Source organism: Waltera intestinalis, from assembly GCF_009695995.1.
In the GTDB taxonomy this organism is placed as follows: domain Bacteria; phylum Bacillota; class Clostridia; order Lachnospirales; family Lachnospiraceae; genus Acetatifactor; species Acetatifactor intestinalis.
The window spans coordinates 39,686-63,352 of record NZ_VUMU01000006.1; the positions used below are offsets into that span (position 1 = coordinate 39,686).

At 44.5% G+C, this 23,667-nt stretch carries 26 protein-coding genes; 7 read left to right on the forward strand and 19 right to left on the reverse strand.

The window, feature by feature from the left end:
- Positions 1-175: 175 nt before the first annotated feature.
- Together FYJ59_RS06690 and FYJ59_RS06695 are read left to right on the forward strand one after the other, a co-directional pair.
- Positions 176-610 carry a MarR family winged helix-turn-helix transcriptional regulator gene (locus FYJ59_RS06690; protein WP_118551564.1) on the forward strand — a complete coding sequence of 145 codons (435 nt, stop codon included), beginning with the start codon at positions 176-178 and terminating at the stop codon, positions 608-610.
- Positions 611-1,387: a sulfite exporter TauE/SafE family protein gene (locus FYJ59_RS06695; RefSeq protein ID WP_118551566.1), complete on the forward strand. Its 777-nt coding sequence runs from the start codon at positions 611-613 to the stop codon at positions 1,385-1,387.
- Here the strand turns inward: FYJ59_RS06695 and FYJ59_RS06700 are convergent.
- From FYJ59_RS06700 to FYJ59_RS06740, 9 genes are all read right to left on the reverse strand, one after another.
- Positions 1,379-1,975, reverse strand: a complete 597-nt coding sequence (locus tag FYJ59_RS06700; RefSeq protein ID WP_154496057.1) for an LOG family protein — start codon at positions 1,973-1,975, stop codon at positions 1,379-1,381. The two genes, FYJ59_RS06695 and FYJ59_RS06700, sit on opposite strands and share 9 nt — an antisense overlap.
- A 98-nt stretch (positions 1,976-2,073) precedes the next feature.
- Complete coding sequence (locus FYJ59_RS06705; protein WP_154496058.1) at positions 2,074-2,976, reverse strand: LysR family transcriptional regulator; 903 nt, start codon at positions 2,974-2,976, stop codon at positions 2,074-2,076.
- A gap of 432 nt (positions 2,977-3,408) precedes the next feature.
- A complete protein-coding gene (locus FYJ59_RS06710) occupies positions 3,409-5,079 on the reverse strand; it encodes an ammonium transporter (protein WP_154496059.1) in 1,671 nt (556 codons plus the stop codon).
- 32 nt (positions 5,080-5,111) lie between these two features.
- Positions 5,112-6,386, reverse strand: coding sequence for an amidohydrolase family protein (locus tag FYJ59_RS06715; protein ID WP_154496060.1), 1,275 nt, complete (start codon positions 6,384-6,386; stop codon positions 5,112-5,114).
- A 4-nt stretch (positions 6,387-6,390) separates the two neighbouring features.
- Positions 6,391-6,924: an ABC transporter permease gene (locus FYJ59_RS06720; RefSeq protein ID WP_328597216.1), complete on the reverse strand. Its 534-nt coding sequence runs from the start codon at positions 6,922-6,924 to the stop codon at positions 6,391-6,393.
- 26 nt (positions 6,925-6,950) lie between these two features.
- Complete coding sequence (locus tag FYJ59_RS06725) at positions 6,951-7,157, reverse strand: hypothetical protein (RefSeq protein WP_118547776.1); 207 nt, start codon at positions 7,155-7,157, stop codon at positions 6,951-6,953.
- 170 nt (positions 7,158-7,327) lie between these two features.
- Positions 7,328-7,582 carry a helix-turn-helix domain-containing protein gene (locus FYJ59_RS06730; protein WP_154496062.1) on the reverse strand — a complete coding sequence of 85 codons (255 nt, stop codon included), beginning with the start codon at positions 7,580-7,582 and terminating at the stop codon, positions 7,328-7,330.
- 19 nt (positions 7,583-7,601) lie between these two features.
- Entirely contained in the window at positions 7,602-9,788 is a 2,187-nt protein-coding gene (locus FYJ59_RS06735; RefSeq protein WP_154496063.1) for a PHP domain-containing protein, read from the reverse strand.
- A 110-nt stretch (positions 9,789-9,898) separates the two neighbouring features.
- Positions 9,899-10,564, reverse strand: coding sequence for a 3'-5' exonuclease (locus tag FYJ59_RS06740; protein ID WP_154496064.1), 666 nt, complete (start codon positions 10,562-10,564; stop codon positions 9,899-9,901).
- 163 nt (positions 10,565-10,727) lie between these two features.
- Between FYJ59_RS06740 and FYJ59_RS14230 the strand changes: the two genes are divergently transcribed.
- The 3 genes from FYJ59_RS14230 (at position 10,728) to FYJ59_RS06750 (ending at position 11,731) form a co-directional block, all read left to right on the forward strand.
- On the forward strand, positions 10,728-10,856 hold the full coding sequence (locus tag FYJ59_RS14230; RefSeq protein WP_268878530.1) for a hypothetical protein: 129 nt from the start codon (positions 10,728-10,730) through the stop codon (positions 10,854-10,856).
- A gap of 31 nt (positions 10,857-10,887) precedes the next feature.
- Positions 10,888-11,283 carry a hypothetical protein gene (locus tag FYJ59_RS06745; RefSeq protein WP_154496065.1) on the forward strand — a complete coding sequence of 132 codons (396 nt, stop codon included), beginning with the start codon at positions 10,888-10,890 and terminating at the stop codon, positions 11,281-11,283.
- A 67-nt stretch (positions 11,284-11,350) separates the two neighbouring features.
- Complete coding sequence (locus tag FYJ59_RS06750; protein ID WP_154496066.1) at positions 11,351-11,731, forward strand: hypothetical protein; 381 nt, start codon at positions 11,351-11,353, stop codon at positions 11,729-11,731.
- A gap of 55 nt (positions 11,732-11,786) precedes the next feature.
- On the opposite strand, the gene FYJ59_RS06755 is transcribed toward FYJ59_RS06750, so the two are convergent.
- Together FYJ59_RS06755 and FYJ59_RS06760 are read right to left on the reverse strand one after the other, a co-directional pair.
- The gene (locus FYJ59_RS06755) at positions 11,787-12,194 is read right to left on the reverse strand and encodes a hypothetical protein (RefSeq protein ID WP_154496067.1); all 408 of its coding nucleotides are present in this window, start codon (positions 12,192-12,194) and stop codon (positions 11,787-11,789) included.
- A gap of 5 nt (positions 12,195-12,199) precedes the next feature.
- Positions 12,200-13,132, reverse strand: a complete 933-nt coding sequence (locus tag FYJ59_RS06760; protein WP_154496068.1) for a ParM/StbA family protein — start codon at positions 13,130-13,132, stop codon at positions 12,200-12,202.
- Positions 13,133-13,539: 407 nt separating this feature from the next.
- Between FYJ59_RS06760 and FYJ59_RS06765 the strand changes: the two genes are divergently transcribed.
- Complete coding sequence (locus tag FYJ59_RS06765) at positions 13,540-13,725, forward strand: hypothetical protein (RefSeq protein WP_154496069.1); 186 nt, start codon at positions 13,540-13,542, stop codon at positions 13,723-13,725.
- A gap of 524 nt (positions 13,726-14,249) precedes the next feature.
- Here the strand turns inward: FYJ59_RS06765 and FYJ59_RS06770 are convergent.
- From FYJ59_RS06770 to FYJ59_RS06805, 8 genes are all read right to left on the reverse strand, one after another.
- The gene (locus FYJ59_RS06770; RefSeq protein WP_154496070.1) at positions 14,250-15,467 is read right to left on the reverse strand and encodes a DNA primase; all 1,218 of its coding nucleotides are present in this window, start codon (positions 15,465-15,467) and stop codon (positions 14,250-14,252) included.
- A gap of 50 nt (positions 15,468-15,517) precedes the next feature.
- The gene (locus tag FYJ59_RS06775) at positions 15,518-16,504 is read right to left on the reverse strand and encodes a hypothetical protein (protein ID WP_154496071.1); all 987 of its coding nucleotides are present in this window, start codon (positions 16,502-16,504) and stop codon (positions 15,518-15,520) included.
- 62 nt (positions 16,505-16,566) lie between these two features.
- Positions 16,567-16,992, reverse strand: coding sequence for a hypothetical protein (locus FYJ59_RS06780; RefSeq protein ID WP_154496072.1), 426 nt, complete (start codon positions 16,990-16,992; stop codon positions 16,567-16,569).
- 10 nt (positions 16,993-17,002) lie between these two features.
- Positions 17,003-19,207 carry an SF1B family DNA helicase RecD2 gene (gene recD2, locus FYJ59_RS06785; RefSeq protein ID WP_205839476.1) on the reverse strand — a complete coding sequence of 735 codons (2,205 nt, stop codon included), beginning with the start codon at positions 19,205-19,207 and terminating at the stop codon, positions 17,003-17,005.
- Positions 19,176-19,571: a DUF7768 domain-containing protein gene (locus FYJ59_RS06790; RefSeq protein ID WP_154496074.1), complete on the reverse strand. Its 396-nt coding sequence runs from the start codon at positions 19,569-19,571 to the stop codon at positions 19,176-19,178. The genes recD2 and FYJ59_RS06790 overlap by 32 nt, the downstream gene beginning before the upstream one ends.
- Before the next feature lie 3 nt (positions 19,572-19,574).
- Positions 19,575-20,615: a YqaJ viral recombinase family nuclease gene (locus FYJ59_RS06795; protein WP_154496075.1), complete on the reverse strand. Its 1,041-nt coding sequence runs from the start codon at positions 20,613-20,615 to the stop codon at positions 19,575-19,577.
- An 81-nt stretch (positions 20,616-20,696) separates the two neighbouring features.
- Positions 20,697-21,611: a DUF5688 family protein gene (locus tag FYJ59_RS06800; RefSeq protein WP_154496076.1), complete on the reverse strand. Its 915-nt coding sequence runs from the start codon at positions 21,609-21,611 to the stop codon at positions 20,697-20,699.
- A 24-nt stretch (positions 21,612-21,635) separates the two neighbouring features.
- Entirely contained in the window at positions 21,636-22,775 is a 1,140-nt protein-coding gene (locus FYJ59_RS06805) for a transposase (protein ID WP_154496077.1), read from the reverse strand.
- A gap of 658 nt (positions 22,776-23,433) precedes the next feature.
- Here FYJ59_RS06805 and FYJ59_RS06810 point away from each other — a divergent pair.
- On the forward strand, positions 23,434-23,631 hold the full coding sequence (locus FYJ59_RS06810; RefSeq protein WP_118692728.1) for a helix-turn-helix domain-containing protein: 198 nt from the start codon (positions 23,434-23,436) through the stop codon (positions 23,629-23,631).
- Positions 23,632-23,667 lie beyond the last annotated feature (36 nt).

Genomic DNA, 23,667 nt, shown 5'->3' on the forward strand with positions numbered 1-23,667 from the left:
GCATCCCTATTATGAATTATAACATATCGAAATGATGTTTACGATAGGATAATGAATATAAATTTTTTATGAAATAAAATATCTTATGATTGACTTCGAAAACTATCTGTAATACTATGCAATATAGCGTTTATTTCAAATTTGAAATATTCATTTTTGTAAAAGGAGCCTTCGAATGAATACTGATATCGAATTCGTGCAAAAATTCAATCTGGCTTACAACGCCATGTGCAAGCCTCTGTGCCAGCAGTTAAAGCTGCCACAGACAGCTTTTGATATTCTCATGTTCTTCGGCAACAATCCGGAATATCACACTGCCAGTGATGTCGTGGAGATCCGCCGGATCAAGGCGAACCTGGTGTCCGTCAATGTGGACAAGCTGGTGCGTGAGGGATATCTGGAACGCAGAGAAGCTCCGGACGATCGTCGGAAGACTCTGTTGTTCTGCACGGAGAAAGCTCAGGATGTCATCGAAAAAGGCCGCATGATACAGAGTATTTTCAAAGATACTCTGCTCGACGGCACCGATGAGGCAAGCAAAGAGATCTTTTTCCACATGCTTCATGTCATGGAAGAAAATATGGACAATATCCTGAAAGGAGCTAAATAAATGCAGATTTTAATCACAATTCTTGTCACTTTTTTCGCCGGCATGGGAGCCGGCCTGGGCACCGGTTTCGCCGGAATGAGCGCTGCTGCCGTCATCAGTCCCATGCTGATCACTTTCCTCGGCATGGATCCCTATATGGCTGTGGGTATCGCCCTGTCTTCGGATGTCCTCGCCAGCGCAATATCTGCCTATACTTATGCGAAGAACAAAAATATTGATATCAAAAACGGTCTGATCATGATGGGAAGCGTGCTGGTATTCACCGTCGTAGGCAGCTACGTATCCAGCCTGGTGCCTTCCGCTACCATGGGGAATTTCTCCGTGTTCATGACTTTCCTGTTAGGTATCAAATTCATCGTCCGTCCCGTAATGACCACCAAGGAAGCCATGCAGGGCGTCTCCGCGAAAAAAAGAGCCATCCAGTCTCTGGTATGCGGTATGCTGATCGGCTTCATCTGCGGTTTCGTCGGCGCCGGCGGCGGTATGATGATGCTGTTGATCCTAACCTCTGTCCTGGGTTATGAACTGAAGACCGCTGTAGGAACCAGCGTCTTCATCATGGCATTTACCGCATTTACCGGTGCTGCCTCCCATTTTGCCATCGGCGGCATGCCCGACTGGACGGTATGGATCCTGTGCGTTGTATTTACCCTGATCTGGGCGCGGATCGCTGCACTTTTCGCCAACAAGGCGACCCCCAAGACCCTGAACCGCGTCACCGGTGTGATCCTGGTGGTGCTTGGCATTGCAGTTATGTGTTTTAACCTGTTAGCCTAGCTGATTTCCTATACCTTGTGTATTTTCCGGCGGAGTGGTCGTTGCATTGCTCCGCTGATTTTCTATGATCTTGCGGATTTCCGACAGATCCCTGGCAAAATAAATGCCTTCCTGTCTCTCCGGCGAGGACAATCCCTTCTCCGTCATATGTGACAACAGTGCTTTCAGGCTGTCATAATAGCCGTTAAGATTATAGAGGATGCAGGGTGCCTCCAGATGCTTTAATGACACTTTGGACATCACTTCGGCGATCTCTTCCAGCGTTCCGGTTCCGCCGGGAAAAGCAATAAATACATCTCCCAGTTCGATCATTTTCGTCTTGCGTTCTGTCATGTCCTTCGTGACGATCAGCTCCGTAATGGCATCATACTGGTATTCCATATCAATGAAAAACTGCGGCTCCACGCCGATCACCTCGCCGCCTGCCTGTAATACGCTCTCCGCGATCTCTCCCATGAGACCGGATTTGGATCCACCGTATACCAGACGGTTACCGCTTTCACCGATCCAGGTTCCCAGCTCACGCACAGCTTTCCTCAGAGAAGGATCATTTCCTTCATTTGCTCCCAGATATACTGTAATGTTCATCGTATTTTCCTCCTGCTTCCAAGTATAAGGGCTTTCCTTTCTTTTGACAAGGCAGGAGCTACCGGCACAAATGTGAATGACGTATCTGTTGCATTAATTCAGGCATAGTACATCTGCTGTCCGGATTCTTCTTTTACATAAGCAATAAATTCTTCAGCCACATGGGACAGGGTATGATTTTTATTCCAGATCAGCGCATAGGACGCATGGGCATCGGGATGCTCCACTTCCCGCACACAGACATCTTTGTCCCGGATCAGGGAAGAAATGGATGCCGGATAAATCGAGATCCCGACTCCGTGCAGACTCAGCTCATAAGCATTCATCATATGAGCGATGCGCCCCCGGATCACCGGTGCATGCCCCGTTCCCTCGAACCATTTGTCGATCTCTCCCTTACGGGACTCTCGGGAAGGGATCAGCAGGTCGTAGGGTAACAGTTCCGAAGGCTTCACCGGGTCATTTTCCTCCGCGTACAAGGGATGTCCCTTGGGAATTACCGCTACCCAGGGTTCCTCATAGACCGGCAGGACCTCGAATTCCTCCGTATTGTAGGGTGCCGTGATCATTGCGATCTCGCACAATCCCTTCGTCACACGATTGTTCACATCATCCGTATTCCCATTCCACAGATTATACTGCACATGGGGATGTTTCTGCCCGAATCCTGCGATCCATTCCGCGAAAAGTCTGGGGCCGCAGCCCTCTACCGACGCAATGTATAATGTCCCCTGCAGTCCTTCCTTGCGCTCTCTGACATCCTCCTCCGACCGGTTCACCAGGTCCAGGATCTGATTCGCATACTGCAGGAACAGCTCTCCCTCTTCTGTCAGGGACACTTTATGGGGCGTCCGAAGGAACAATGTCGTCCCCAGCTCCGCCTCCAGATCCTGGATCTGACGGCTTAAGGGTGGCTGTGCGATCGCCAGCTGCTCTGCGGCTTTCGTGAAGCTTTTCTCCTCCGCCACTGCCTTGAAATACCGGATATGACGCAATTCCATACTTTTCCACCGGTCCTTTCTTTCACGTTCTTGCTATACCTTTTAGGTATTATTATACTTTTATTATATGTATTTCACATTATAAGCGCAATATGGTAAATTATAATCATCAAAAGGAAGTCAGGCCTGACCCCTTAAGCGTAACAACAAAGTCAACAGTTTATTTGTCTTGGAAAGGTTAAGGGTGAATATTATGAAGAAGATCATGGAAAAGGTTAACGAGTTTTTTGACGAGTATTACAAGAGCTTCGCTGAAAAATTCTGATAGAAGTGTGTTTTTCACGCTCATATACACAGAAGAAAACAGCAGATCTGGCGGGATCTGCTGTTTTTCTATGGTCATTTTCCGTTTTCTCCAATGCGTGAAGTACACAGAAAAACCGCTTGCTGTTTTTTACAGTAAGCGGTTTTATAAGATTATTTTTTCATAAATTAATCGTCATTCTGCATGGCATCATAGCCTTCTTCGCCGGTTCTGACTTTGATCACATTATTCACTTTATAAATAAAGATCTTGCCGTCACCTACATGTCCTGTGTAGAGTACTCTCTTGGCGGTATCCACCACTTCCTTCACAGGAACCTTAGCTACTACAACCTCTACTTTGATCTTAGGTAATAACTGCATCTCGATACTGCTGCCCCGATAGTATTCTTCCGAACCTTTCTGCATACCACAGCCCATGACCTGGGATACCGTGATACCGGTAATGCCGATCTTGTTCAGCTCCTGTTTCAGTTCCTCGAACTTGCTCTGTTTCATGATGATTTCCACCTTGGTGATCGGAGAATCCGAAACCGTAGGATCTTCACTGGTCTTAAGCTGTGCCTCAAGAATCGTTGAATTATCATAGGTCCTGTTTTCCGCCGGCATATATCCGTGACTGTCATTGACAGACAGAAATCCATCATAGGCACTGGCCAGACCATGCTCCAGCTTATCCAGCCCGGCAATCTCTTCCTTGGTCGGAACACGCAGTCCCATGGTATTCTGAATAATCTTAAAGGCTGCCAGCATGAGAAGCCCGCTGATGGTCATCACACATACCGCGCCCAGAAGCTGTATCAGAAACGGCCGAATACCTCCTCCGTAGAACAATCCGTTCTCCTGTGACAGAAGTCCGGTCATCAATATTCCCAACAGGCCTCCTGCTCCATGTACTCCCACAGCACCTACCGGATCATCCACATGCAGCTTTTTATCAATAAATTCATTGCTCAATGCCATGAATACACCTGCACAGATACCGGTAATTGCTGCGCCTACAGGAGTTAGTACATCACAGCCAGCGGTCACGGATACTAATCCGGCAACCGCTCCGTTGATGGTAACGGATACATCCGGTTTCTTATAACGGATCCATGTATAGGTCATAGCTGACAGTGCCGACAACGCTGCTGCCAGAGTCGTTCCTGTGAAAATTTTGCCAGCCTTGATGCCAAGTTCCAGAGAATCAATTCCCTGGGTAGACGCTCCATTGAATCCAAACCATCCGAACCACAGAATAAACATTCCCAAAGCTGCCAGAGTCAGGTTATGTCCCGGAATCGCTCTGGATTTCCCCTCTTTGGTATATTTCCCGATACGGGGTCCCAATACATAAGCACCTACCAGTGCCGTCGTGCCACCAACAATATGCACTACACTACCTCCGGCAAAATCATGGTATCCCAGCTGATGTAAAAATCCCTGCCCCCAGATCAATCTGCCACACAGGGGATATACCAGAAGTGATACGATCGCGGAGCTGACACAATAGGCGGAGAACTTGGTACGCTCTGCCATAGCTCCCGATACGATAGTTGCACTGGTACCGCAGAAGCACATTTGAAACACCACAAACACAAAGAATGGAATTCCATTGGCCAGAACGCCATTTTCCACATGAATGACCCCGGTTCCGCCATACATGATCCAAAAGCCCACCAGCCCGAAGACCGGTGCTGCGATACAAAAATCAACGATATTTTTCATTACGATATTACCGGCATTTTTAGCTCTGGTAAATCCGGATTCCAACAATGCAAATCCTGCCTGCATAAAAAAGATCAATACTGTGCCAAACAGTACCCAAAGCGTGTTTGTAACCGAATAGGCATACATATGCAAACCTCCTTTTTTCTAAAAAAGATATCTTATACAGGGTTACATTCCCGCCCTGCCACAAAACGTTTCTCGATACAACTGCTGTCTCCCAGATAGACAAATCGTTCCAGTCTCTCCAACGGATCATGTTCGATTCCCGTCTGAATACTTTCATCATTGATGATCAGGACATCAAACGCATATCCTTCCCTGAAACATCCGGTCTTCCCGAAAAAGTTTTCTCCGGTCAGCGTTGCCATGGAGAAACTTTCTGCGAAAGTAACCGGCGCAGCTTCTTTATGATAGAACCAGTACAGTTTGGAACATTTGATGGTATCCACGATATGTTCCCGCATATTCACAGAATGAGAGCCCCCCATATCGGAAGCGATTGCCACATCCAGACCTTTCTCCAAATATTTTCTCAGAGGCATGATGCCGCTGGCCAGATCTGCATTGGACATGGCACAGTGGGCTACCGTGATCCGCTTTTTCTGAAGCAATGCGACCTCTTCCTCCGTCATATGAATGCAGTGAGCCATCACCGTCTTGCCGGGTCGCAGCAATCCGTAATAGTCATAGACATCGGCAAAGCTTTTCCGCTCTGGATGCAGTTCTCTCACCCACGCCACTTCGCTGAGATTTTCATCAAGATGACTCTGTACCGGCAGATCGTATTCCTGTGCCAGCCGTCCCAGACCTTCCATCAGCTCAGAAGTGGTACAGGGTACATAACGGGGGGTCAGCATATACTGCACCCGGTCATCGGTGCCTGGTCTTGTCTCCTGCATCCACTGCACCAGTTCCTCAGTCTCCCGGAGGGAATCTCCTGTCGTCTCCTGTAATTCCGGAATGGAATTCCGATCCATATTTACCTTGCCTACACAGGCGCGGATTCCGGATTTACGTAGCAATTCTATCAGAATCCGGGTGGCTTCTTTGTGTCTGCTGCCGAAGATGACCGCACTGGTGGTTCCCTGCCTTATTAGCTCATTCACAAATCTCCGGTATTCTTCCTCTGCGAACTTTGGATCGGCGAAATGGGCTTCTGCGGGGAAAGCATAGGCATTCAGCCACGGCAACAGTTCCATGCTGAATCCCATTCCTGCGTTGCACCACTGGGGTGCGTGCACATGCATATCATGAAATCCCGGAATAATTAATTTCTCGCCGTAATCCGTGACCGGATATCCGGAATATGCTGTCGGAAGTTCTTTGTAAGTCCCGCGGATCACGCCATTCTCCACCGCCAGATATCCATGTTCCAGGGCTTCAAATCTGCCCCTCTCAGGGGTATGAATGATATTTCCTCTGTATAGTTCCATAACGCTACCTGCTTTCTCGGAAATAAGCGACACCCAGACTCTCCGGCTCTCCCACAGTACGTTTTTTATTAAAGGCACCCAGACACATGATCAGGCTTGTCATGAGATAGGGTAACATATCAAAGAAATACTGAGAAATCGGCAGGCTGTATTTCTGCAGATAGATTCCCAGAATCGTCAGGATGCCGAACAGCATGGCTCCCAGGAAATCATTTTTCACACTCCAGTTGGTGAAGATAACCAGTGTCACGGCAATCCATCCTTTTCCTCCTACGATATTATTCTGCCACGTAGGAATCGTCACCAGACAGATATAAGCTCCACCAATGCCGCATAAGAATCCGGATATCAGAACGCTTAAATACTTATACTTCGTGACATTGATCCCCAGCGAATCCGCGGTTCCCGGATTCTCACCGATGATTCGGAGATTCAGTCCGGCGTTGGTCCTGCTCATGAAGATCGTAACCGCGATCACCAGAATATAGCTGAAATATACCAAAATGTTCTGTTGGAAAAAGATAGCACACGATAACACGCCGTATTATAGTGATCTGCCCGGTCCTACTTTGAGCAGAGCACCCATCCCCAGAAGATGATAAATCCAAGTGGCGGAAATATCAGCGATACTAAAATTGCAAGGATCACGCAAATTGCTGCAACAACTCCGGAACAATCAAAACTGTGTCCATAATTTCTGTTGTCACAGTTGCAATAAGGTCCTTCACAATGGCTGTCATGGTGAGCATTGAAATCATATCCGTTATTCATAAATCCCATCCTTCCTTAAAACTAAGGCTTTGTTTGTTAGTATAAAAATAGCACAGTTATTATCCTATAAAGCGGACTTATAAGTGTGCTATTTCCAGGTCAGTTACATTATTTATTTTCTCCGATCCATCCGCTGTATATTGTTTTTCTCTGCACGGTATGTACTATTTTTATGTAAAATCATCTTCCTTTTCTATTTTTTCCCCCTCTCCAAACAAAAGATACCTTAAGGAAATGTCAAGGTAGCCGGCTATCATTTCCAGTTTCGCCAGATCCCGGATTCCGCATCCAGGCTTATTGTTTTCTAGCGCACTCAGATCTGGTTGGTACATCTGCAGATCTTCAGCCATTTTCTTCTGAGAAACTTTCTTTTTCAATTTCCTTGCTTCCCTGATACGAGAGGCGATAATATCATAATCAATCATGCTATGATCTCCCTCTGTTCTAAAAGAAACTCTCATCCTGATACTGTTTCATAACCTTGTGAAACTGCTCTGGATAATGGACTTTAAACCACCCTAATTTCATGTTCACGATCATATAAGAAACCGCATGGGCCTTGGGGAAAAGATAATATATCTGTTCACAGGACCAGATGAACCACTCCTCCGCTCCACTTTGTATCAATAGCTTTTTCCAGTTCGACCATTTTGTATTTCTACCACGCGAAGCGATTCCCTTTCTTACTGCTTCACTAATCTCAAATGCAGTTTTCCGGTCTATTCCAAGGTTTAAGCAATAATGAAATACATCATCGCGGCTTCCTATTAACTCTTTGCTACCAAAGTGCTTTTTTTCTACCAGTACTTGTCCATTTTCTTCCCAACACCCTGTTCCATGGCTGAGTGTGAATATCTTTACCAAATCTTCAAAGCAGGAAGGTTTTAATATTTTGACAATTTCTCTTGTTTTTTCCGAATGAAACTCCGGCAGATCCTCACACTTAGTTATTTCTCCATTCTCATCCGGAGTAAATAGCTCTAATACTTCACTGGCATTCACCGGTACTTCTGCCAAATCCATCCCAGTCTGTTGTGCCAATCTAAGTAACATTTCTTGAGAATCATTTTTTATCAGATCAAGTTTTATAAAAGAGTGCGACATAAAATAATTCTCATAATATTCAATTATTGTTCCATCCGAAGTCATGGATAATGGACAAATACTCCGGTAGTCACAACCACTGGGAAATAATATCATTCCACCGGGATGCTTTTTTCTACACTCGAAATTTCCTTCCAGTTTTAATATCATTTCATTTGCTTTATTCTCAGGAATATAATGTCCCGTGTCATACGCGTAGTCTTCTAACAGAACTTCTGCCATTGCATGAGATATTGTCATAAAAGCGCCTACTCTGACGGCTGTTTCCACTCCGGGTAATGTTCCCGGTATTTGAAGTATCTCCTCATGTCTGCTCTCAACGACATTGATATCAATGTCTATTTCACGATCATTTCCATTTCCAAAAATAAATTCCGCATCCAGCCCGTATTTTAATGGATCCACTTCACTGATTCCCATAAGATACAGCACAATAGATCCAGCTGCTGATCCTCTTAGAGAAATATCACAGCTCCTAAGATTACATTGATTCAATAATTTCTTTACTAACAGAACATAGCTTTCCATTTCCGTCTTATGTAATGCTGCCAGTTCTATCTCCAGTCTTTCCTCTGCTTTTTTTCTTCCCGCTTCCGTAGTATATCTATTACTTAGATTTTCGTAGCAATCATTGCGTAGGATTTCTTCAGCATTTTCAAGTTTCGGAAAATATTTCTTTTTCGGAATAATAGGCACCGCTTCACACATACCGGCAATCCGGTGCGTATTTTTAATAACTATTTCTCGCGCCTTCTCTTCCGAAAGATAAGAAAAGGCTCTCAACATTTCTTCCGTGCTTAGGAAACGATAGTCTTCTGTACTTTTTTCCTTTTTGCGCCAATGGCTGATAACCTGATATGCCATTCGGTCCGCAGGATCAATATAGTGTGCATCGCTGACTGCTACCACTGGGATCTTTAATTCCTCACATATCTCAATGATTTTCAAATTGGCCAACCGGTATTTTTCAAAAGGAATGACCTCCACATAATCAAATACAGACAATGCTTCCTTCAGAGTTTCTGAAGATGCATTCTCCTTAATCATCTTATAGATAATTCCGTTTTCTACTCCGGAGCCGATAAGCAGTCCCTCTCTGTATTTCAGTACTTCCTCCCACCGATATATAGGAAACTCTTCTATACTGGCATTGTCAGATACCAGTGCATACAAATTTTTAAGTCCTTCAGCATTTCTTACCAAAATGCTGATACTATACTTCGTATTCTCTCCATTCACTACCGGCATTTCCATCCCATAAATAGGCCGTATTCTATACTTTCCATATCTTAGAACCGTTTCAATTTCCGGAAAGCAGAAAATGCTGGAAGTATTCGTTATCGCTACTGCCGGTATTCCCCTCTCATCCAATTGCTTTATGACCTCTCCGGCATATAAAGTGGAATCTCCACCTTCCTTACTATGAATATGAAGTTCAATTCTTTCACCTGAATCCATACCCTCTACTCCTTTATAATGATATTTTTCATCTGCAATATTGCTTCTGCCATGCTCGAACAATATCATTATAGCCTACCTCTTTCCAAAATCGGATAGTTCATTTTCTATATTTTATCCTTCCATTTCAAGCATCAGATAAGCATAAATAATCCAGTGTTTCTTTACGTTCTTTTATATCACTCAAAAACCAGTGTTGAAAAATCAAACATATTTCCAATGGAATTACCAAGCGGTGTCGGAATCATAACTTCCCTGATCTTCTCCAGTACCTCCTTGATCTTCACCGGATCCTGATACACCGAAAGCAGTCTTGCTGTATTCCTTGCATCATCCAACGCATCATGTGCATGACCATTAAAATCAATTCCAGCCAGTTCCAGTGCTTTCTGTAATGAAATTTGGCGTTCAAATCCCAGATAATCATCTATGGTACGCTGAAAATCCTGCCAGGGAATATCTGTTATAAGTTCTTCCTCTTTACTCGGTCTATACTCCTTCAGGATCATTTCATGCGTTATCTGGGCATAATCAGAATCGCTCCATGCATGGATCGTAAATTCTTTTCCGGTTCCCAGGCACCAGTCTGTAAACATATGAAAGGCCTCTGAAAAAGAAGGTGCATTTTCCACCATTGAATAGGTAATTCCGGTAATCTTCTCCACATCAGGATGTATCCTGTCGCTATACTCAGGTTTTACGTAGGTGCGAAATGCTGCTATCTCCGTCAGATTATCATCCATCAGCACTGCTCCGATCTCAATAATCTCCTGACGCCAGATCGCTCTTGCAGGATGTTTTTTCCCTATGATATTCATTTCAAGATCCACAACAATATGATTCATATATCGCTCCTTTTCTTTCGTATCATCAACTAAACTCTGTTTCTTCTGATGCTATAAAACTAGCATTTTTTGTGTCCTATATACCGTACACATAAAGTGCTATTCTCAGTGTAAATCAATAAAAAGCAAGAGATTTCACACAATCCGAGAAAGGAAAACTACTATGATTTTTTGCAAACTGATCTACTGGATCAACAACCAGCTTCATCACCGGACTGGGTACCGGTGCTTCTGTCCTACCTGTCCCTATTTCACAGAGTGCAGGCAGGAACAGACACAAATGACAACGTAATGGCTTTGCTGTATGATGAGGAGGAATACACATGGAAAGTAAAAAGACCTCTTTTTGGATCACGTATCGAGATTCGGAATCTTATCCCACCGCTTCGGATGCTTATGGAAAGTGGGTATGTACATTTTCTGACAGATCAAGGATTGCCCGGATCTGCCAGGATGCAGTAGCTGAACACATCGTACCCGAAAGCAAGTACACGGATGCAGACGCGGGACAATGCTGTTTTTACTTAAACGGAACAGATCTTGCCTCGCAGGAAAGAATTTTAGGATACCTGATCTTAAACGGAGTGATTCCTGAAACAGTTTATGGAAGACTTGACAACATCCCTTTTGAACTGGAGCAGCGTACTGGCGGGGCTTCGCCTGTCCCGTTCTGTCTGGATCACTTTATAAACCTCTATACCGGAGAATTTATTATTTAGAGATAGTGTCAATTATGTTATACTGAAATCAATATATTGTTCTATTAAAAAAGGGGGAATATTTCACATGAGCATACAAGATCGTGACTGGTATTGGGAAGATTACAAGAAAAAAGAAACTGATTATGATGGTGACTTCAGTCTACATAGCAAGAAGAAAAAGGAGTCGGTTCCTCCATCCACACCTTATTCTTCGGTAGCACAGGATATCGTTGTAGTGCCTCGCTTTTGCCAAAAATGTGGTTATAAATTTGGTATAAAAGTTAGAGAATATTGCATTCTTGATTATTCTTATGAATGCCCTAAATGCGGGCAAAAAGTATACGTTACCTTTCATAAGCCGATCAACATTGCCAACCTGTTAAAGCTCACCCTAAAAGTATTGACTTATATGATTGGATTCGCAAGCATCTGCCTTCTGATCCTTGTCTTTCTCTCACAATTTTAATATTTTATATAAAACAAAAACTGGCAGACACACATAACTTGTATCTGCCGGTTTTTTATTGATTATTTTGAAAAGCACTGAGGGATGCCATGATGCCCTGCATCGCAGATTCGTCGAAGCCTATTAACGGATCCTCTTCCATTGTCTGCTCCTTCGGCTCTGTTTCCGGCGATAAGGAAGCTGCTTCTGGTTGCACCGCAGGTATCTTCCCATCAGCACCCTGCTCACGCATGATCTGTAACACAATGCTTTTAATTGTTTCATAATCATAGGACACTGCCCCACCTGTTTGCGGTACTTCTCCCTTCTCTTCCAGTGTCCTGTAAGTAAGAACCGCTTTTACAATGTACTGTGCCTTTTCCCGTTCTAGGGAATTAAGGAACTCTGCAACCTGGATATGTTCGGGGTTATTCTTACGGAATCCTATCGTCATCACATACGGATTTTTCTTTTCTGCAGCCATGGCAATCACCTGCCACTCTTTTTCTGTACCTGGTACAAAATTTCATATCCTTTTGCATTTGCACAGATATCCTCTACAAAAACACATTTTCCGATCTTGTCCGTATTCTCTAAGTATTCCCTGAGTAATTTCGCTCCACCGCCGATAAACACAATGCATCCGGTTTTTAGATCGATTCCTCTCTCTCTGAATGCCCCCAGGAAATCATCGACATACTGCTTTGTCATCTGCTTTACCAGTCTGATTACGCTGTCGCTGTAATCACTGTTTTTGCCAAGAATAATCGTATCAATGTCCGTATCTTCTAAGAGCATATCGAAATCGGAGCTTACACGGGAGATAATCCGGTTATACAGCGTAATGACACCTTTTTCCAGGGAATCGCATACTGACAGATCCGGTCTTCCCTCCCGAAGTAGCAGATAATCCAAAGTGAATCCACCGATGTCCACGGTTACCACACGGTTATATGCTGCAATCTGCGGATAGATCGTCATTGCTGCAGCATAGTCCTGGGGGAAAACGGCCGCTTTTGTGATCTGCACCAGGTACTCTCTTTTGTTAAAGGTAAACCGCTGTACACCCGGTCTTACAAAGTACTGCCCGAACTTCTCATAAAGTGCCCCATAATGTTTCGGTGGCAGTCCCACCGGAAGTTCTACCTGATATACAGTATCCTTCTGCGGCTGCGTACGTCTTTCCAGTTCTTTCCCGATGCCAAACAGGGTAAGGATAAAAAATCTGTCATCAAGGGTCTTGTCCCTCATATAAGGGATGCGTTCTCCCGTAAGGGAATAGTATTTCCCATTGTATTGCAGGCACTCTCCGAGCACTGGTTTTAAGTTACTCTCCACAAGGCCGGAAGTAAATACCTCTTCTGCTGTTTTCATGTTGCGGTTGCCATGATCCAGGGGGATCGTAATTTTCTGATATGTCATAATATCATCTCTCCTTTACGTGTTCTATAATTATATATACGTATTAGAGGTCTGCTTTCTTACAGGATTCTAAAATTTTCTTGAATGAATGCCATAATTTTTTCGTATGCTGGATGAGTGCAGATGTGTTATGATAACATTAAAGTTAGATACGATATTATATAGATATATGCGATGCGATTATATGATTTTTTATCTTTATTTATCCTGATACCAAAGTTACCATCTTAAGTGATAATTCTATATTGGCAGAAACCTGTCCAGGCGATGTAACACAGAAGATATTGAATTGCCGTTTTATAATAAATTGCAGAGTAGAGAATAATCATCTGATCATGGCGACCGAAGTAAACCTTTTAATAGATGACTAAGGATATTATGCAAACCGTTTTGATAGGAATAATACTATGATGAATACTGAACGAATCTCTAAAGATTATGACCTTCCCAATGAGGAAACAATAGCTGCCATGAAAGAAGTAGACGAAATGCGTAAGCATCCTGAACAGTATCCATCCTTCACTTCCGTTGATGGGATGCTTGACGCGCTCTTAAAAAGTAAAGATTCTGACGAAGTTCACTCCCCAAGATAATTTTAATCATACCCATAAAAAAAAGAGCCTCTTGCCATGGGCCTAGTGCCTCTGATACATCATCAGATCCTTTGGCTTAACGTCCGAAACGTACATGGAGCCGGCTCTTTTTTTATTTGAGTGCCACATGGTTCCTGCATGGGTCCCTTACCCACCGCAACCAATTACCTGTTGTGCACGTGACAGGAATTACACTCTTGATATAAATATACCCTACTTTACTTACTGTGTAAATATACCGTAAGTATAATTCGCTTGTCACATTTCCTTTTCTCTGTACCATGGATTTGCTTTACGTGCATACAATTTCACTCCGTACTTCGCATAATTCGCATCCACATTTTTCTATCAGTTATTTCTCACCTTTTTCATTTAATTCGTCGCATCTCTTTTCTGCCTTTCTTTTCGGATGTCCAAACAGAATCAATTTCAAAATATTCATCCCCATTGCAGCAACAGCAGATCACTATATACACCATTTTCATCCTGTCTACTTCCTTCCCAATACAAAAGGGATAGGGCAATTAAATTTCCCTAAATTTGGACTTACTAATGGAAACCAGGTAATCATCCACGCCTTTCACGTTTTCTGCCCAGTTACCGTCTGTATCGGTATCCCAGGTAAGCGTCTTACCCTGAAGTCCAAGCTCCTTGCAGATCTCAGCCAGCTTATTGCAGCCACGGTTGATATTATCCCGTTTGATCTGCTTTTTCTCACAGGGAATCCGCTGCTTCTTCCAGTCCTTACGATAGTAGGGACATTCCTTACAGTTTTCACTGTAATCTCCCTGGCAGACCGGTCTAAGCAGCTTGTCCATGTCATAGGCTTCATAGAGGAACCTGGTTCCCAGCTCTTTCATCTCATTTAAGACTGGCATCAGGTTTGCTGACTGGTTGACTCCGGGAACACACAGGAAGGTTCTTCCGGATAACGCATGGGCCAGATCTCCTTTTAATGGTCCTTCCGTAACAAATACCGTCTTATCTCCCGGCTTTCCCACGAAATGCACAGGGCTTCCGGAAGTCGTCCCTCCTTCAAAGTTGACGCTGGACAACCAGATATACTTTCTGCCATCGTAAGGGTGATCCAACCGAATCTGTACGCCGGTAATGAGTCCATCCGGATTTTTCACCGGGATCATAAAACCGGAGGCTTTTCTGTTAAAATAGATCGTCCATTCTCCGTCCTTATCCCTGTAAAATCCCGGAACGCCTTCTACCGTGCATCCTTCCTCGATCAGTCGCTTGGTAAGCTTTTTATAGCCATATACCGGAGTACTCTTATACCCATTTGCTTCGATCTGTTCTTCCGTGAATCCACGCTTTAACAGACTGTCTTTGTGACAGTCTGCCAGGATCAGCATCTCAAACAGCCTGGTATAAGTCTTATGCTTTACGGCATCCTCCGCCATTTCGGCATTTGTGATCTGCGGCTTGGTGCTTTCTATCTCTCTTCTATGGATCTGCTCTCTCTTAAATGCACTTCCACCGGTAGCCTCAATGATCTCTTTTCTGGCGGTCTGGAGATCTACCCCGTATGCTTTCGCATACAGATTTAGCATTCCTCCGCTCTCACCGCACCGGTTACAACGGAATACATTCTTCTGAAAGTTCAGATTCATTTTCCCTTTGTGGTCGTCACAAAGCGGACAGTCCACATCCAGGCTTACCGTATTCCGGTGTCTGATCCGCAGATTCATCACACTTGCAACGTCACGAATCGTAAATGGAAAATCCTGCATTGCTGTACCTCTCCTTTCTATCGGCCCCACAAAATGTGGGGCCCTATATTTTAGCAGGCAGGTGCAAGTGCCTGATCCAGCAGATACTTTGCTGCTGCACGAAGCAGGTTATCAGGACCTTTATAGGAATCCACATACCATTGTAAGGATCCAGGCTTCTCTACTGCAATCTGCCCCAGAGTCTTACCCTTGTAACATCCGGCAGAAACTACCACCTTTACCGCTAAATCTCTGGTAAGCTTTCCGTAGATGTCATTTACCGGCATATCCCTTGTAATGCCAACTGTGGACTCCGGAGCCACATTATTTTGCATGAACTGCTCCTGTGGTGTCTGCTCTGGCTTCTTCATAGGCTGCTGTGCTGCCTTGGGCTGCGGTGCTGCCTTGGGCTGTGGTGCTGCCTTGGGCTGCGGTGCTGCCTCTTTTGAAGCCTCCTCCACCTGCATGATCTCATCCGGCATCGGGATATAATCCTCAATTCCACACTGTCCCGGAATCATATCTTCCATCAGGGTTTCTCCAACACTGCTCCCAAAAACTTCCTCCTGAATGTTCTCCGGACAGATTGGGGTTCCTGCCATCACTTCTTCATCAATGGGTGCCTCCGTTACTTCCGGATCCATCTCTTTTTCACGGTCTGCAAACTGAAGTCCGAAACCGGCATCCGATAATGCCCGTCCCACAGCTGCCGTCTCCGCAAGTTCCACGTACTTCTGACCGATCTCTGAATCATCCATGCGGTACTTCTGCGCAAATGCATTGGCAACATAGGAATCCTCCGGATCATTCTTGCTTAAATATACCTTAGCTTCCACAATCGCCATCTTCTCCGTGATACTACGGATCGTTTTCACGATCTTTCCTTCCGGATAGCAGAGGCGAAACCACAGTTTCCGATAAGCTACATCCAAGTAATATCTGGATGACTGGTCTTCCTTCTGTATCAGGCGCATAAACTTTCTCGGATCGAATCCTTCCACCTGGTGTAATGCTGCTACGGCTGTTTCCTGCTCATACATATAGGTCTGTTCACTCATTCTTTTTGCTCCTTCCATTTTGGGAAGGTGATATAAAATAAATACCGCCTTCCCGCCTGTTTCTATGAATTTTTCTTTGCTGTAATAGATATGGTGCATTCGTCATCCTTGAAATCCCGTACTTTTATACCGGTGATATCCTCGCTGACTATGCAAAACCCTGCATTTTCTATTACATCTTTTAACTGTTCTGATATTCTGGATGCTTCCCTGATATGGCAGGTCTTACATCCGCAATGCGTTGTATTACATAATATCTTCTTCCCATCCTGCACATAGATGTCCGGATAGCATACGTTGAACCATAATCGTTCCAGCATGGTGTCTGCGTACCCAAAGAGTACCCACATCAGCTGTTCATCCATGGGGAACCGCAGTGCTGCCTCGTTTCTGTCCATCTCAAGTACAGTAAGGAAATATTCATACGTGGCATTTAATAACTTTGCTCTTCTTTGTTTCATGCACTCCGGCATTACTATTTCGCTCACTTGTATCCTCCTATGCTGAAGCTTTCTTCGTAAGCAGTGCGTTGTATTCTCTTACGATCCGCTCTCCAAGACGGGTATTTCGCTTGTCGCACGCCGTGTTATGGATTGCCTGGTAGAGAGCCTTCTTACTGCCTACAATGACTATTTTTTCTTTTGCCCTGGTGATCGCCGTATAGAGGATGTTACGCCGTAACATCATGTAAAACATGGGAAGCCATGGAAGGATCACAACCTTATATTCACTTCCCTGGCTCTTATGTACCGTTGTTGCATATGCGTGCTCGATTAGGTCTGCATCCTCCGCACTGTATTCCACGATTCTTCCATCCGAAAAGGACAGCCGCATAAGATCCACGCCATCCTCATCCTGATAGATATCTGTGATATACCCGATGTCACCGTTACTGATGTCATTCTTATTTTTGTTATGAATAATCCGGTCTCCTTCCCGGTACAGCGCATTGCCGGCCTTTAATTCCCTGGCAATACTGCTTTTCGGATTTACCATCTCCCACAGTCTGTCGTTTAAGGCATTAACGCTTGCTTCTCCCTTCTTACGAAATGGAGTAAGTACCTGCACATTGTCAACGCCATACGCATCCACAAAGGTTTTGTAATATTCCGCAACCTTGTCTGCCGCTTCCGCTGCAGTATCCGCCGGACAGAAGATAAAGTCATCTCCATAATCCAGGTTCGTATCATTCTCCTGCATCTTATGGGCGTTTGCTGCAATCCGGCTGTCCTTTCCCTGACGGAATACCATGTCAAGGGTTGTGACAGGGATCACACCGCACAGCACAAGCTCGCGGAACACATTTCCGGGACCGACACTGGGTAACTGGTCTACATCTCCTACGATCACCACGCGGACACCCTTTTCAATGTGCTTGAAAAGCTCATAGGACAGCCGCATATCAGCCATCGTAAACTCATCCGCAATGATAAAATCCTCGGATAACATTTCATCCGCAGCCTCACACTCCTCATCGTTATTTAATCCAAGCGCACTATGGAGCGTCAATGCTTCACTTTTTCCGGTGCTTTCCGCCATGCGTCTGCTGGCTCTGCCTGTGGGAGCAGTTAATAAGATCTTTTCTTCTCCCAGCTTTTCGCTGATGTATAACAGAACCCGCTGCACCGTAGTCTTACCGGTGCCGGGACCGCCGGTGATAATACTCACCAGATTCGTAAAAGCTTTTTTTACCGCTTCCACCTGCTTGTCGGACAATAACAACTTCAAATCCTTCTGCGCCTGCGTGATCAGATCTTCCAGTCCTGCAGGCGGCATATACGTCTGCACCAGGAGTGTAGCCAGATCCTTCGCTGCTTGTGTCTCAAAATGATAGAGTTTGGCACTATACAGGGCACCGTCCTCATAGTAAAGGGCTTTGTCATGCACCATCTGGTACATCACCTTATACACCTCTACCTCGGTAACGACTTCTTCTGTATAGCCTCTGTTTAGCTGCTCATGCACCTGCTTCTGGAATTTCTGCTTATCGGCATAGAGATTACCGTTCTGCATTTCCAGTTCCATACAGTAATCGATGCAGCCTCCGATCCTTAATGGCTCATTGGGTCTGCAGTGATTCGCTCTGGCAATCTCATCCACGGTAAGAAACCCAAATCCACTGATCTCACACAGGGCAAACGGCTGGTTCTTAACGACATCCAGTGCCGCATTCCCGAAATGCTCATAGATCTTACGGATTTTCTTGGGTGTAACCTTAAACGGAGTAAGATAGGCTGCCAGATCCCTGACCGCATGACTGTCCTGATATGCCGAAAGTATTTTATCCAGTTTTTTCCTGGTGATTCCCTTGATCTCCAGTAGAGACTCCGGGTAATCATCCAGAATCTCAAACGTTCTGGTTCCGTACTTTTCGACAATCAGTTTTGCCGTCTTGGGACCGATCCCTTTTATCATTCCGGAGGACAAGTAGCTTTCAATGCCCTCTATGCTCTGAGGCTTCAGTTCCTCGTAGTAATCTACTATATACTGAAGCCCATGACTGTTTTTCTCCCAGTTGCCCTGCAGATCCACATCCGCCAGCTTGTTGGATGGCAGATTGTTTCCCTTCGCAGTAAACTGATAACCGGGCCCCTTAAAGGAGCCGTCTCTAGCCCCCTGTGGCACTCCGGAATCTTCCGTGTGATATACATAAATGCAAAAACCGTTCTTCTCAAAAATGGGTCTTACAAATTGACATTTCATTCTGTTTCTCCTTCTCCTCATAGAGGGTAATTAACACACCTTTGTCTCCTTCCGTCATGCGGTATATCGGGATATTCAATACCCTTGCCTTGGCAATCTGTACCTGCATTCCGGCTGTGACCACACTTCCGCAGACAAATACCGCATTGCAGTTTTTAAGAATGATATCCTCTACCTCCACGCGAAAGTCTCTTGCTTCTTTCTCAGGACCGGTAATATAGCTTCCCGGTGCGAACGTCTTATAGTGGTACAATCCCTCTACTACGTTTCTGAAATGTGCCACTCTCTCCATCTCCTGCACATGATCTGCGCGGTCTTTTGCGTCGTATGGTGCACAGATAAATACAACCTTGCTGTTTTTCATATCCTACGCCACCTTTCTTTCCTTTACGGCAAACCTCCGGTTCTCCGTCGTCTGCACGTAATCGTCATAAACATCCGGGTGCTGGATTTTTAATTTTTCCAGTCCCTTTTTGTCAATGGAGGTACGGTAGGTCGGGTTATAGGACACCTCATACTTTGTGGTGCCATCCATGATCGTGCCGCTGCAGCTTGCTCCTAATTCTTCCAGAACACCAAGATAGGACTGCTTCATTCTCTCCTCCAGACGCTTTACCTCGCCTTCCAGCTTCGCTTTTTCCTGCTTCAGGCTCAGATACGTCTTGATCCCTGATAAATTCTTTGTGGAAAGAATGACACCTGCGGCTTGCGGATCAGCAGGACCAAAGTGCTTTTTAATACTTGCGATCACAAGATCTGCTTTCTCCACGTAATCCGGCTCCACATTCTTCAACACCTTTTCTTCCCAGAAGTACTTCTCTTCCGCAATAAGATCCTCTTCTGTCTCCAGGTCTCTCTCCAGGGGACGTATAAAGAACTCCTCTGCATTGTTCCCGTAAAGGCAGGCAATATAGGCCTTATCAATGTTCATGACGGACATATAGTGCCGTACCTGGTACTCATAGTTGACCGGGATTGTATTATTTGCCCATTTTTCCTGACAGTTGTAGTTGGTTGTCTTACACTCCAGGATTCCATATGTACCATCTGCAAATTCGATGAAAAAGTCCACGTCTGCAAGCATAAAGGGATACAGCGGGTGTCTGAACATCGTGCGCACCGGAAAAATCTTAAGTCCTGTCTTTTTGGAAAAGATTTCTGCTACCAGATCTTCCAGTCTGTGTCCTACTTCCTTTGCTACCCAGTTATCCTCATTCTCCTGAAAAGCCGGACGGATACCTGTTTTGTCATAAAAGAGATCTCTTTTGGTTGCAAACGGGGAAACTCCCATGATTGCTGCAGCATCACTGCCACCGATTCCTTTCTTTCGGTAATCTAACCATTCCTCTCTTGATAATCCGGAGATATCCACAACTGCTTCCGGCTTGTAATTTAAGTTAAGACTCATATTTTTTCTCCTTCCATACGACAGAAAAAGAGAAGGGGATGCCTTCTCTTTTCTGCCACTGTTCTATATTTCATTCTGTTTCTATCTGTTTAGTTCGCTGAGCGGTTTTCCCAGATAGTCTATGGTGACCTCTTGTTTCTCGCGGTCAAAGTAATAAACGCTGTTGGAAAGTCTTTCCTCCGGAGAAACATTGCTTGCATTTACCTCTTCCACCATTTCTTTCTGCATTGCTATCTGATTGTTTGAACCTTCTTCCGGTAATGCCAGGACTTCGTGAATGCTGGATGGAAAGATATACAGGTTGCTGTGTAACTCCTCCGCTATCCGGGTTAGTGCCGCTACATTCAAGAGCATACTGGCACCAAGCCTTTTGTCGTTCGTTGTCAGGATATACATGGGAATCTCCACTCCCGGAGGAAGTTCCAGTCCCTCCTCTTGTGCTAGCAGATCACTCAGTTTGCAGCAGACTTCTTCTTTCATCGTGTTCTCCAAGGCAATGTCAAACATTTCCTCCTCGGAAACTCCCCAGATTTGCAATAATCTGTTTGATACACTGATGAAGCCTGATCCTCTCACGGGCGTTGTTTCGCTTCTGATACACGCGGTGACTGCCAGATCAAGGATCCGCTTATGAGGTCTGCTGGATAAAGTTTCCTTGTTTGCCTCATAATTACATAGTGCAACTCTCAGATGTTCCTTCGCCCTGTCATATTCATAGACATTTCTTTGTAGCTCCTCATCGTCTATTTCATAGCAGGATCTGATATCCTCCAGAATGTAATCTATCATCTCCTCAATCTCTTCATTGGTCCCCTGAAATTTCTGATAGAAATTATCTACATATACCATAGGACCTCCTATGTTGCCTTTTAACAATATAGAAATTCCATGTAATATCGTTCCATTATTCTTATTTACGTCTACCGGGGATACCTCATATCCTTCTCCCAGTTTATTCTTTAATTCTTCCATCAGTTTCTTTCTTAATTCTTCCATTTGTCCATTCTCCTTTGTTTTTATTTACATTTCCGGGAAATCATACTCTGCCCAGTTCATTGACAGTGCCCTTGCGATCTGCTCTTCCATCTTTGCGATACGGCTGCCCGAAGCTCCTTCGCACTCCAGCATGAAAAGGATCTCTGAAATAGCAAAATAGATATCATGTGCCGTACAGGACCAGACATCGTACTGTGCCTTGAATAAGTCCAGTGCTTCTGCCTGATATTTCTTAGGAATTGCAAGCTTTGCCATTACTTCGCTCATGCAGTTCACCGGATTGGCAATCCGCACTTCTAAAAGCTCTGTAAGCTTTCCGATCGCAAGCTGATACTTTGCATAGAGTTTCTTAAGCTGTGCATCATAGTCTGCCATTGTGCTGCCGTTCTTATGAACAAGCTTTAATGGAGACCCCAGGTTGACACTCTTTCCATCCTTCACATTTAACAGCATAGGGTAGATATTGGCTCCACAGGTTCCGGTATCCGATGTAGTAACCCGCACCATGGGGATCATGTCTTCCGTCGTCTTCCCAAGAAGGGAAAGTTCCCTGCTGTAAGCCGATAACAGACCTGACTCATCAATGCTCCACATGGCAGATACCATGTCATGCTCATAGAAGCCTGCCATATACCTGCAGCCTTCAAATTCCTCCTGCAAATATTGCATGGTGTGAAGGAATATCTCCTCCATGTTAAGGATAGCGTAATCATTGCAGTCTCCGCTTAATACTGCGGATACCTTTCCTTCGCTGATGCGGAGTAATGCCTCTCCCTTTGTGACTTTCAGTACGTCATTTAATATCCTGGCATAGACGTTTCTCTCCACCCTGCGAAGGCCGCTTCCCTGGATACCTGCACGGTCCAGAATGCTCTTAATGGCACAGTCCCTCACCGGTAACATTTCTCCTCGGTATTTGAGCATTAACGCCGTATTTGCAATCGTATCCGTTATGATGCCATCATCCATGCCATCTTCTGTATACTGACTGCGTAGTTCTTTCTCAAAGGTACTCCCTGCAATAATGGGAACTAACCGCAGGTTTCTGACCTTTTGTCGGATCCAAGAGGATTTTCCCATAATTTCATGCAGGCATGAAAAGAAATCCTCCTGTTCCCTGAAGACACCACTGTAAGCGTCTTCAAACACTCTTGCTCCATTCATTTGTTTTCCTTCCTTTCTTCTCCTCATTCGAGGTTATTTATCCAGCCGCTTTGCGGATTAAGCCCTTGTATGGGCAATTTCTGGCAACAAAAAAGGAATGGCTGCACAATGGACCCATTCCTAAACTGCGTGTGGTATTGCCCACATATAAACTTATTTTTCATTTCCATTTTCCGGGAACAAAAAAAGTGCCAAAAATATGCCACTTTTACTTATGGCAATTTTCGACACTTACGTACAAACTTAAACAACGTGTGCTTCTATCCCGAATGGGAATGCACAAAAATCAATTACAAGCTGAGAATAGCATATCTGTGATTACTCTGTCAACCGGCTTTTCTCACTCGCTCTAATAATCAAAGCATTCCAACTTTTTTCTGATAACATTGTTTGTATGTTATTAGCCCATTGACAAAATTCAAAAAATTTTTCAGGGATTTTTCATCATCTGCTGTATTTACTCTACAAGTGATCTGTATTATGGGTCATTGCTCCATGACAAGTTCATAGCATATACCGTCATGCATACGGGTGCTATCCGTCCTATCACTGCGGATAGACTAAATGCACACAGTACAGCCATACTACGCGGCCTAAAAGGGCGCAGGAAGCGGTGACGGGAGATATGTGTATAACCTATCATTTATGAGGATTCACTATGAAAAATACAAATAAATCTATTTTTGAAAACTACCCTGATGTAGTAACCGTAGAACAGCTTGCTTCCATGCTCGGCATCAGCACCAAAACAGCCTATAAGCTTGTGAAAGAAAAGCAGATTAAATCTGTTTGTATCGGACGTATCTATAAAATACCAAAAATTTATGTTTTGGAATATTTGCAGATACCTTTCTAATTTCATTTTAGGTATGCTATAATGCTCTTGTCATGG

Excerpts from the sequence above, each read along its gene's own strand:
- FYJ59_RS06715 (WP_154496060.1), bottom strand. The coding sequence starts at position 6,386 with ATGGAACTATACAGAGGAAATATCATTCATACCCCTGAGAGGGGCAGA.
- FYJ59_RS06745 (WP_154496065.1), top strand. The coding sequence starts at position 10,888 with ATGGAAAGTAAAAAGACCTCTTTTTGGATCACGTATCGAGATTCGGAA.
- FYJ59_RS06730 (WP_154496062.1), bottom strand. The coding sequence starts at position 7,582 with ATGATTGATTATGATATTATCGCCTCTCGTATCAGGGAAGCAAGGAAA.
- FYJ59_RS06795 (WP_154496075.1), bottom strand. The coding sequence starts at position 20,615 with ATGAGTCTTAACTTAAATTACAAGCCGGAAGCAGTTGTGGATATCTCC.
- FYJ59_RS06790 (WP_154496074.1), bottom strand. The coding sequence starts at position 19,571 with ATGAAAAACAGCAAGGTTGTATTTATCTGTGCACCATACGACGCAAAA.
- FYJ59_RS06750 (WP_154496066.1), top strand. The coding sequence starts at position 11,351 with ATGAGCATACAAGATCGTGACTGGTATTGGGAAGATTACAAGAAAAAA.
- FYJ59_RS06690 (WP_118551564.1), top strand. The coding sequence starts at position 176 with ATGAATACTGATATCGAATTCGTGCAAAAATTCAATCTGGCTTACAAC.
- FYJ59_RS06725 (WP_118547776.1), bottom strand. The coding sequence starts at position 7,157 with ATGAATAACGGATATGATTTCAATGCTCACCATGACAGCCATTGTGAA.
- FYJ59_RS06765 (WP_154496069.1), top strand. The coding sequence starts at position 13,540 with ATGATGAATACTGAACGAATCTCTAAAGATTATGACCTTCCCAATGAG.
- FYJ59_RS06805 (WP_154496077.1), bottom strand. The coding sequence starts at position 22,775 with ATGAATGGAGCAAGAGTGTTTGAAGACGCTTACAGTGGTGTCTTCAGG.
- recD2 (WP_205839476.1), bottom strand. The coding sequence starts at position 19,207 with ATGAAATGTCAATTTGTAAGACCCATTTTTGAGAAGAACGGTTTTTGC.
- FYJ59_RS06775 (WP_154496071.1), bottom strand. The coding sequence starts at position 16,504 with ATGAGTGAACAGACCTATATGTATGAGCAGGAAACAGCCGTAGCAGCA.
- FYJ59_RS06740 (WP_154496064.1), bottom strand. The coding sequence starts at position 10,564 with ATGAATCATATTGTTGTGGATCTTGAAATGAATATCATAGGGAAAAAA.
- FYJ59_RS06760 (WP_154496068.1), bottom strand. The coding sequence starts at position 13,132 with ATGACATATCAGAAAATTACGATCCCCCTGGATCATGGCAACCGCAAC.
- FYJ59_RS14230 (WP_268878530.1), top strand. The coding sequence starts at position 10,728 with ATGATTTTTTGCAAACTGATCTACTGGATCAACAACCAGCTTCATCAC.
- FYJ59_RS06735 (WP_154496063.1), bottom strand. The coding sequence starts at position 9,788 with ATGATATTGTTCGAGCATGGCAGAAGCAATATTGCAGATGAAAAATAT.
- FYJ59_RS06810 (WP_118692728.1), top strand. The coding sequence starts at position 23,434 with ATGAAAAATACAAATAAATCTATTTTTGAAAACTACCCTGATGTAGTA.
- FYJ59_RS06800 (WP_154496076.1), bottom strand. The coding sequence starts at position 21,611 with ATGGAAGAATTAAGAAAGAAACTGATGGAAGAATTAAAGAATAAACTG.
- FYJ59_RS06705 (WP_154496058.1), bottom strand. The coding sequence starts at position 2,976 with ATGGAATTGCGTCATATCCGGTATTTCAAGGCAGTGGCGGAGGAGAAA.
- FYJ59_RS06755 (WP_154496067.1), bottom strand. The coding sequence starts at position 12,194 with ATGGCTGCAGAAAAGAAAAATCCGTATGTGATGACGATAGGATTCCGT.
- FYJ59_RS06700 (WP_154496057.1), bottom strand. The coding sequence starts at position 1,975 with ATGAACATTACAGTATATCTGGGAGCAAATGAAGGAAATGATCCTTCT.
- FYJ59_RS06695 (WP_118551566.1), top strand. The coding sequence starts at position 611 with ATGCAGATTTTAATCACAATTCTTGTCACTTTTTTCGCCGGCATGGGA.
- FYJ59_RS06770 (WP_154496070.1), bottom strand. The coding sequence starts at position 15,467 with ATGCAGGATTTTCCATTTACGATTCGTGACGTTGCAAGTGTGATGAAT.
- FYJ59_RS06710 (WP_154496059.1), bottom strand. The coding sequence starts at position 5,079 with ATGTATGCCTATTCGGTTACAAACACGCTTTGGGTACTGTTTGGCACA.